Source organism: Paenibacillus phyllosphaerae, assembly GCF_014192105.1.
In the GTDB taxonomy this organism is placed as follows: domain Bacteria; phylum Bacillota; class Bacilli; order Paenibacillales; family Paenibacillaceae; genus Paenibacillus_Z; species Paenibacillus_Z phyllosphaerae.
On record NZ_JACHXK010000013.1, the window covers coordinates 75,606 to 84,795 of the forward strand.

Below are 9,190 nucleotides of genomic sequence, written 5' to 3' on the forward strand. Positions count from 1 at the left end.
AGCTTTTACATTTATGTTTCGATAATCAATTCGTTCACTGCCGAAGAATCCTCAAGCCAGTACCCGTCCAGGCTGGCAAGCTCTACGCGGGCGCCGGTAGAACGGTAAGGATTAGGGATTCGCTCCAGCGCAAGCTCGCTGCCGTTAAGCGTAATCCGCTTGATCGCCTGGCCGCCGATCCGGTATTGAATGCGGACCGGACGGCCGCCGATCGCGTACCGCAGCGTCAAGCCGTCAAGCTCTTCCGGCAGTATCGGATCAAGCAGCAACTCGCCGGCCGCATGGCGAATGCCCAAGAAGTTCGAGATCAATTGATTCATGTAGATTCCCGGGCCGCTGGAGTAGATCCGCCAGCCGCCTTTGACGGGAGCCGAGCCGCTGCGCAGCTCCTCGAAACGGTTCGCCGCCTCAGCGCGCGTGGCGAATTTGCCGTCCGAGCTGCTGAAGTACGAATTGCTCTGGCGCAGTTCGGCATTCGGCACGACTTCGCGCAGCCCGACGGGGTTAATGACCTGCAGCGCATGCCAAGCTTCTTCGGCATGGCCCAATTTGGCCATCGCTTCGATGAACCGGATGTGCGCATGCACATACTGGAGACCGATCTCGCGCCCGAAGTTCGACGCTTGCTCCGCCCGCTTGAACCGCGTGCTGACGCCGCCTTCATAGGCAGCCGGACGATTCATCAGACGCACGCCGTCCGGGAATTGCAGCTCGCGCTTAATCAGCTCGTAGTGCCGTTGCGCCTGCTCGGGCGTCAGCAGCTCGGCAATCATGCTGCGGGTCATCGGCAGCAAGCGGTATTGGATGCCGGTGCGCGTATCTTCCGGATGCAGCAGTTTCTCGGGGCGATTCGCCTCTTCCATATAGAGGAAGCCCGGGATAACCGCGTCCGGCTGCATGTAGCGGTGGAAGTCCTCGCGGATCGATTCGGCCATCCGAATGGCCTCCGAACCGAATCGGATTCTTCGTTCGTTCGCCGCTCCATCCCCTTCCGCCAACAATCGCCCGAACTGCAGCATCGCTTGATAGGTAAGCGCGACCGTCCAGCTGCTGACCATATAAGTGCGCAACGATGCGCTTGCCGGCTGCAGCGTATCATCCCAGTCGCCGTCCCCGTAAGAAGACAGATGGGTATCGTGCAGGAAGTGGGAACGAATATAGCCGATCTGTTTCTGTACATGCTCGAGAAGCGTGTACGTTTGTTTCGTGAAATCGTGCGCTTCACGCTGCGTGAACGGAAGCTCCTCTTCCAGAATGGCAAAATCGCCGGTTGCCGCAATGTAGTCGCCGAGCAGTTTCAGCGGCCAGACGATAATGTCGCCGTGGCTCTCGTCCTGCTGAATGCGGTAATACTGATCGAACATGAACCATTGCGGCCATGCGCCGTCGTCTTCATATTGATGCGAATATACGGTCCGGATAATGTCCTGTACCGCCTCGTAGTGCTGCACGGCCAGGAAATATTCCGCCGGGCCTTGGCATACGTCCCGCGTTCCCCATGCTGCGCCTCCGTATTGCTCGAGCCCGTGCGGCACGGCAAAGTGAACCCGCATATTGTGGGTATACCACCAGGCCAGAATGTTGAGCCGCTCGACGCCTGGCGAATCATCGGGATGGGACAAGGCAAACCCGTTCATCCGAGCCGCCATATCCTGGCGGTATTGGGCTGCCGACGCTTCCAGGGAAGGAACGGCGCGCTCCTCCTGAAGTCCGTCAAGTCCGCCGTCGATCCGCAGCTGCCAAGCGGACGTGGCCGTCGTCTCGATGACATACAGCGGCGCGATGCCTGGCTGAATCGAAGGTACAAGGCGGCGTTCATCGTGCGCCGATGCCTCTGCGCCCGTGAGCGTCATTCGATAGCGCAGCTGCGCATACGTATTCGACGCGAGCGTACCGTCCGCCGCCCGGAAGACGACCGAGTTGCCCGCGCGTTCGTATTCATAAGGCACCTCGAACTCGCGCTCGCTCATCGTCACTTGCGTCGTGATTAGGAATTTACGGTTCTGCTGCCGCTCCGAGACAAGCTCCAGCACCGCTTCCGGCCGATCCGCGGTCGTATAGCTCGTCACGCGAATGACATCGTCTTCAAGCACGTAGATCCATGTCGCATAGTTGAAGCCGATCTCGAACAGCGACGGCATCGCGAGCATGCGATACTTCCCGTCTACCTCGGCATAAATCCGCTGGCCGGACGTCTTCAGCGCATTGAGCGCATTACGCGTATTGCTGATCAGTTTGTTGTAGGACGTATTGCCGACAACCAGCTGGGAATGGAACACGCCATACATATAGGCGGTAGAGGTCAGCACCTCCGCGCCGGCCCGGTCGGGAGCCCCGCTCATCAGAATATGGCCATGCGGCCTTTCCGTCCGAAGCTCCTTGGCTTTCAACACGACATGCTCGTAAGTCGGCGTGAAGAAGCTGAGCAGTTCCCCGTCCTCCCGCTCCTCTTGAAGCCGGTGAGGATAACGCGTCTCCACCTGTTCTTGCGTGAGCGGCTGCGAATAGACGGGTACGCCCAAGTCGGCGCTTCGCGCAGGTACGCTGTTGAACTCCGTTGCTTCCGCCGAACCAGCCTCTCGTTGCACCTCTTCCCAGGCGTCTGCAAGGACGTCTTGGAATTCCGCTTCGGTAACAGCCTGCGGATGATCGTCCCGGAACAGCCCGTAGAATACGGCCCGTCCGCCTTTCGCCAGATTCATGCGCCCGGATTGTAGCGCCGCGTAGGCGAATTCATATTGATACACCTCGCTTGGAAGCGAAGGTTGCTCCAGCGCCTCGGGGCGATGCGTATCTTTGTAGCTGAGGCCGAAGAACTGGAACCCGTCGGTCGCATAAGCTTCCGCGCCGGTCAGGCTGCCCTGCTGAAGATACGGGAACTGCCCGGATTGCGGTTGATTCTGGCGCGTGCACACGATCCAGCCTTTGTCCGGATCGGCATACACCGAATGGTCCAGATATTGAGACAGATACGCTTCGTTGCTGCGTACGGCAGCAGGGCTTGCGAGACCGATATCCTGTCCATACACCACATCCGCCGCCAGGAAAGTCCCGCCGGAATGAAGCTGAACATCCCAGAACCATACCCCGCGGCCGCTGAGCATGAAGGACACCTCGTAGTTGGTTCCTCCTGCTTCGCCTCGCCAGCTGATCCGGTTTCCGCTGCGCGAGATCAGGCTTTTCGATTGAAGGCCGATGAGCGGATAGATGGCGAGTCCTTCCTCGCGATGGATACGCAAATAAATATTGTTTAGCGCGCCTTCAGTCGGGCCGGTGAGCACCTGATTGAGCATAAAGCCGCTGCCGAGCGCCTCGTATAAGTCCCCGGATGGATGGAATGTAAAACGCAAATCGCCTTTCTCCAGAACGAAGGCGGGCGTCTGAGCTGACGTCATTTGAACCGGCATGAGCGGTTCCTCCTCTCGATGATGCCTCATGTGACAGGGGCAAACTAACATAAAAAGTGGACAAATCGGTTATAGAAACGTTTTGAAAATGGATAAAACGAGTATAAACAATGCTTCGGAAAGAAGTCAAACGGTTAATTTTTATTGTGCAAGCGGATACATATGCCCATTCGAGACATTATATGTAGGGAAAAACACCCATAAAAAAGCCTTGTATGCGATTCCAAAATGATCTATAATCGAAATCGAAACGTTTCAATGAATTTTAGCCACACCAAATTAGGGGAGGAAATTCAAAGATGAGAAAAAGAATCGTCAGCGGAGTCGTTGCTACTGCCGTTGTTGCAGGCCTTCTAAGCGGTTGCGCAAGCGGGAATAATAATGCGAATAGCGGTACAAATAGCGGTTCGAACAACGATGCAACGAACGCCGAAGAGAAAGTGACGCTCTCCGTATGGGCCATGGGCGACAGCAGCAAGCCGATGGAACAGATGGCTGAAGCTTTTACCAAAGAGAACCCGAACATTACGGTGAAGGTCCAGGCGATTCCTTGGGGCAGCGCGCATGACAAACTGCTTACGGCCGTCGCTTCCAAGAAAGGTCCGGACGTGTTGCAGATGGGTACGACCTGGATGCCGGAATTCGCGGCTGCCGGCGCGATCGCCGATCTGACCAGCGATCTTGCGAATTATCCTGAGCTTGCTGCGGATAACTTCTTCAGCGGCACGGTCACTTCCACCCAATTCGATGGCAAAACGGTCGGCGTACCTTGGCTCGCCGAGACGCGCGTACTCTTCTACCGTACCGACGTACTCAGCTCGGTCGGCTACGACCAAGCGCCTAAGACGTGGGATGAACTGCTCGACGTATCGAAGAAACTGACCGAACGCGGCAAAGATAAATACGGTATCGGCCTCGATCCGAAGGAACCGACGCTCAGCTTCATGTTCGCCCGCCAGAACGGCGCTACGCTCATCGAAGATAACAAGGCGCAGTTCGAACAGCCGGCTTATCGCGATACGGTGGCCTATTTGAACGAATTCTTCCAGAATGGCTACGCTCCGGTTGATCTTGGTCTCGACACGGCGCAAACCTTCGGCGGAGACGGCATGGTGCCGATGTTCATCAGCGGCCCTTGGATGATCAAGACGGTCAAGGATCAACTCCCTGACATCGAAGGCAAGTGGGCAACCGCCGTTCTTCCATCCAAAGAGAACAACATGAGCTCGCTCGGCGGATCCAACCTGACCGTCTTCAACTATACCGAGCATAAAGACGCGGCCCTTAAGTTCATCGCTTTCCTCAGCAAACCGGAAATTCAACTCGAGTGGATGAACCTCACCGGCGAGCTGCCCGCTAACATGAAAGCATGGGAAGACCCGCAGCTGAGCGACGATGCCAACATGGCCGTTGTCGGCGAACAGCTGAAGAACGCTGAACCGATGCCGCTCGTGAAAGCATGGGATAACATCTCGCAGAACTTCCTGAAGACGTTCGAGCAGATCTATCGCGCCGATGCCGATATCGACGCACAGCTGAAAGATTTTAACGCACAGTCTCAACAGCTGCTCGACAAATAATACGCAAGCGCACGCTTCATACACGCGAAGTGCCGCCGGCTTCCGCGAGGACCATTCGTCTTCCGGATGCCGGCTGATGTTCTACCTGCAAGGAACGATCACCGTTGTACGCCAAGATAAGGAAGTGATGTCATGAAAGGAACCTCAAAGGCTGCTCCATATATTTTCATCGGGCCGACGCTGCTCCTGCTGGCCGTTTTCTCCCTGCTGCCGATTCTGGTCGCGGTCTATATCAGCTTGACGGATATGGATCTCGCCGGTCTCGCCGACTATTCGAACATCAAGTTCATCGGACTCAAGAATTATGCCGACGTGTTGGGAGACCCCGTCTTTCTCGTTGCTCTGCGCAATACGCTGTTCTACGTCGTCATCGGCGTGCCGCTCGTCATTATCTGTTCGCTAGGCGTCGCGCTGATGATTAACTTCGGCCGCAACCGCGCGTTCAAAGTGTTCCGCGTCGTCTATTATTTGCCGTCCGTCACGAACGTCGTCGCCGTAGCCGTCGTATGGAGCTATCTCTATAACCCGGGCGTCGGCCTGTTCAACTATATCCTGACCTCGCTCGGGTTCGACAAGGTGCCTTGGCTCACCGACCCGACGATCGCGAAGCTGTCGCTCATTCTGCTCGCGCTCTGGAGAGGCATTGGACTGAACATGATCATCTTCATCGCCGCGCTCCAAGGGATCAGCCGCTCCTACTACGAAGCCGCGCAGCTCGACGGGGCCAGCAACTGGCAGCAGCTCACCCGCATTACGATCCCGATGCTGCGTTACGCGATCGTGTTCGTCTCGATCACGACGATGATCGGTTGGCTGCAGTTCTTCGAAGAACCTTTCGTCATGACACAAGGCGGTCCGCTTAACGGCACCGTTTCCGCTTCCCTGTTCATTTACCAGAACGGCTTCCAATTCAGCAACTTCGGCTATGCGGCGGCAGGCTCGTTCGTGCTCTTCTTCATTATTATCGCCGTTACGCTGCTCCAGCTGAGACTTCAGCGGAAGCAAGCCGAAGAATAGGAGGTGCTTCAATATGAGTAAACAGGCTCGTACAGCGCAATCGTCCGCAAGCAAGAGCGATCGCGTGCAGAAGTGGATCATCGGCCTCATCCTGACCGTATTCGGCGTCGCCATGATCCTGCCGTTCCTATGGATGATTCTGTCGTCCTTCAAGACCGAAGCGGAAATCAAGCAGATTCCGCCGACGCTCTGGCCGGAGACGTTCACCTTCGACAGCTTCCAGAAGCTGTTCACCGAGATGGATTTCACTACCTATCTCGTCAACACGCTGCTCATTACGCTGTTCAGCTTCGTCGGTCTGCTGCTTAATGCGATGGCCGGTTTCGGCTTCGCCAAGTACCGGTTCAAGGGCCGCGACAAGCTGTTCCTGCTCGTGCTCGCCACCATGATGATTCCCGGCCAAGTGACGATGATTCCGGTCTATCTGATCTTGAACAGCATGCACCTGACCAACACGATGCTCGGTATCGTCTTGCCTGGCTTTATCAGCGCCTTCGGCATTTTCTTGTTCCGCCAGTTCATGTCCGCGCTGCCGGACGAAATCCTCGAAGCGACGCGTCTCGACGGCGCGGGCGAATACGGCATGTTCCTGCGTATCGTGCTGCCGATGTCGAAGCCGATCCTCGCCGTTCAGGCGATTCTCACCTTCATCAGCGGCTGGAACAGCTTCCTTTGGCCGCTTATCATCGCCAACGACGAGAAGTTGTACACCTTATCGGTCGGTCTGCAGCTGCTCAAAGGCCAGCATGGCACGGACTACGCCCTGCAGATGGCCGGCGCCGCCTTCATGGTCGTGCCGATTATGATTATCTTCGTTTTCTTCCAGAAGCATATTATCGAGAACTACAATATTTCCGGTATGAAATAGATGGGGAAGCACCAAGTGTGCGACTCGTTGATCGAGCCGGGCTGACCGTTAGAGGTGAGCCTGGCTTTTTGGCGTGGGGATGAGGAGAGTTAAGGAGATTAGATGTTTAGACGGTTTAATTTATGGGACGTGAAGGGTTAATGGGGTGATGTTAGAGCGCAACGTTAACGCGGCCTGATCATCCTAGCCAAAATAGGCATAAAAAGCTCTCTACGATCTGCAACTGCAGATCATAGAGAGCTTTTTGGTGTATTGCTCTATTCCCACTCGATCGTTGCCGGCGGCTTCGACGTGACGTCGTAGACGATACGGTTAACGTTGTCGACTTCGTTGACGATACGAACGGAGATTTTCTCGAGCACGTCCCAAGGGATACGCGCCCAATCGGCTGTCATGCCGTCGATGGACGTAACGGCACGGATACCTACGGTGTAGGAATACGTACGCGCGTCACCCATGACGCCGACGCTCTTCATGTTCGGCAGCGCCGTGAAATACTGCCAAATTTCGCGGTCAAGACCGGCTTTGGCGATCTCGTCGCGCAGGATCGCATCGGATTCGCGAACGATCGTCAGCTTCTCCTCGGTTACTTCGCCCAGCACGCGAATCGCAAGACCCGGACCTGGGAATGGCTGACGCCAAACGATGGCTTCCGGCAGACCGCACTCTTCGCCTACTTTGCGGACTTCGTCCTTGAAGAGGGCTTTGAGCGGCTCAACCAGTTTGAATTTGATATCTTCAGGCAATCCGCCCACGTTGTGGTGGGATTTGATGGTTTGCGCCGTAGCTGTACCGCTCTCGACGATGTCGGTGTAGAGCGTACCTTGCGCCAGGAATTCGAAATCGGCGAATTTCTCGGATTCTTCTTGGAAGACGTAGATGAATTCGTTGCCGATGATTTTGCGTTTTTGCTCCGGATCGTCAACGCCCTTCAGCTTGCCGAGGAAGCGCTCGCTAGCGTCGATCTTCACCACGTGCATGTCGAATTTGCCCACGAACGTTTCCATGACGCTCTCGGCTTCGCCTTTGCGCAGCAGGCCGTGGTCGATGAACATACAAGTCAGTTGGTCGCCGATCGCTTTGTGCAGCAGGATCGCAACGACGGAGGAATCTACGCCGCCGGACAGGGCGCACAGAACCTTCTTGTCGCCGACTTGCTCGCGGATGTCCTTGATCGTATCTTCAATAAACGTGCTCATGCTCCATTCGCCTTCGCAACCGCAGATGTTGAACAGGAAGTTGCGCAGCATCTCGTTGCCGTAGACGGAGTGACGAACCTCCGGATGGAATTGAACCGCGTAGAACTTGCGCTCCGGATGGCTCATCGCCGCGATTGGCGCGTGCTCCGTGCTTGCGTCAACGCGGAAACCTGTAGGCGGCTCCACAACGAGGTCGCTGTGGCTCATCCATACCGTTTGACGGCTTTCCAGACCTTGCACCAGATGGGAATCGGCGATGAAATCAACTTCGGCTTTGCCATATTCGCGCTTGCCTGCACGCTCAACCTTGCCTTCGAGCTGGTGGGACATCATCTGCATGCCGTAGCAAATGCCGAAGATCGGCAATCCAAGCTCGTACACGGCAGGATCAACGAGCGGCGAGTTCTCTTCATACACACTTGCCGGGCCTCCCGAGAACACGATGCCTTTCGGCTGCAGTTCGCGGATCCGTTCCGCCGACGTGTTGTACGGCAGCAACTCGCTGTAAACGCCCAAATCCCGGATACGACGTGCAATCAACTGGTTGTATTGTCCGCCGAAATCGAGGACAACGATCATTTCATTTGGCTTATTCATCTGCTAACCCGAGCCTCCCTCAAATCATTGGGATAATTATAGCCTTGTGCTTCTGGCACAGTCAAGGACGAAAGGACAAGCCGGACAAGTGCGAATGGACATGCATAATTGCCAGAAAATTGCGAGGAATAAGGAAGCTTGAGGTTCGGGTTCTCGTGTTGGCTGTTCGGCTGAGGGGCGGATGGATGCGTCGGTTTAGCGGCGGGTCAGAGCGTTTGGAATTCGGGGCACCGATAGTGACTGGCATATAAGCATGTGACGGTATAGACTGTAATCGTTAGTCGCAAATTTACTATTATTCTGCGTTTGACGGGCAGTCGTTGCTCCGTTAGTCGCAAATTTACTACTATTCTGCGTTTGACGGGCAGTCGTTGCTCCGTTAGTCGCAAATTTACTACTATTCTGCGTTTGACGGGCAGCCGTTGCTCCGTTAGTCGCAAATTTACTACTATTCTGCGTTTGACGGGCAGTCGTTGCTCCGTTAGTCGCAAATTTACTACTATTCTGCGTTTGACGGGCAGC

At 55.7% G+C, this 9,190-nt stretch carries 5 protein-coding genes; 3 read left to right on the forward strand and 2 right to left on the reverse strand.

Translation table 11 applies throughout. The features are described from left to right. Positions 1–11: 11 nt before the first annotated feature. Positions 12–3,407 carry a GH36-type glycosyl hydrolase domain-containing protein gene (locus tag FHS18_RS22890; RefSeq protein WP_246427849.1) on the reverse strand — a complete coding sequence of 1,132 codons (3,396 nt, stop codon included), beginning with the start codon at positions 3,405–3,407 and terminating at the stop codon, positions 12–14. Positions 3,408–3,706: 299 nt separating this feature from the next. On the opposite strand from FHS18_RS22890, the gene FHS18_RS22895 reads away from it, so the two are divergent. The 3 genes from FHS18_RS22895 to FHS18_RS22905 all read left to right on the forward strand — a co-directional run bounded on the left by FHS18_RS22895 (position 3,707) and on the right by FHS18_RS22905 (position 6,872). Beyond that, on the forward strand, positions 3,707–4,987 hold the full coding sequence (locus FHS18_RS22895; protein ID WP_183602703.1) for an extracellular solute-binding protein: 1,281 nt from the start codon (positions 3,707–3,709) through the stop codon (positions 4,985–4,987). Between the two features lie 132 nt (positions 4,988–5,119). Next, positions 5,120–6,004 carry a carbohydrate ABC transporter permease gene (locus FHS18_RS22900; RefSeq protein WP_183602704.1) on the forward strand — a complete coding sequence of 295 codons (885 nt, stop codon included), beginning with the start codon at positions 5,120–5,122 and terminating at the stop codon, positions 6,002–6,004. 13 nt (positions 6,005–6,017) lie between these two features. Then, on the forward strand, positions 6,018–6,872 hold the full coding sequence (locus FHS18_RS22905) for a carbohydrate ABC transporter permease (protein ID WP_183602705.1): 855 nt from the start codon (positions 6,018–6,020) through the stop codon (positions 6,870–6,872). 257 nt (positions 6,873–7,129) lie between these two features. On the opposite strand, the gene guaA is transcribed toward FHS18_RS22905, so the two are convergent. Beyond that, the gene (gene guaA, locus FHS18_RS22910; protein WP_183602706.1) at positions 7,130–8,668 is read right to left on the reverse strand and encodes a glutamine-hydrolyzing GMP synthase; all 1,539 of its coding nucleotides are present in this window, start codon (positions 8,666–8,668) and stop codon (positions 7,130–7,132) included. Positions 8,669–9,190: the final 522 nt, after the last annotated feature.

What these genes read in the sequence shown, in the direction of transcription:
- FHS18_RS22905 (WP_183602705.1), top strand. Translation starts at nt 6,018, where the DNA reads ATGAGTAAACAGGCTCGTACAGCGCAATCGTCCGCAAGCAAGAGCGAT.
- FHS18_RS22890 (WP_246427849.1), bottom strand. Translation starts at nt 3,407, where the DNA reads ATGCCGGTTCAAATGACGTCAGCTCAGACGCCCGCCTTCGTTCTGGAG.
- guaA (WP_183602706.1), bottom strand. Translation starts at nt 8,668, where the DNA reads ATGAATAAGCCAAATGAAATGATCGTTGTCCTCGATTTCGGCGGACAA.
- FHS18_RS22900 (WP_183602704.1), top strand. Translation starts at nt 5,120, where the DNA reads ATGAAAGGAACCTCAAAGGCTGCTCCATATATTTTCATCGGGCCGACG.
- FHS18_RS22895 (WP_183602703.1), top strand. Translation starts at nt 3,707, where the DNA reads ATGAGAAAAAGAATCGTCAGCGGAGTCGTTGCTACTGCCGTTGTTGCA.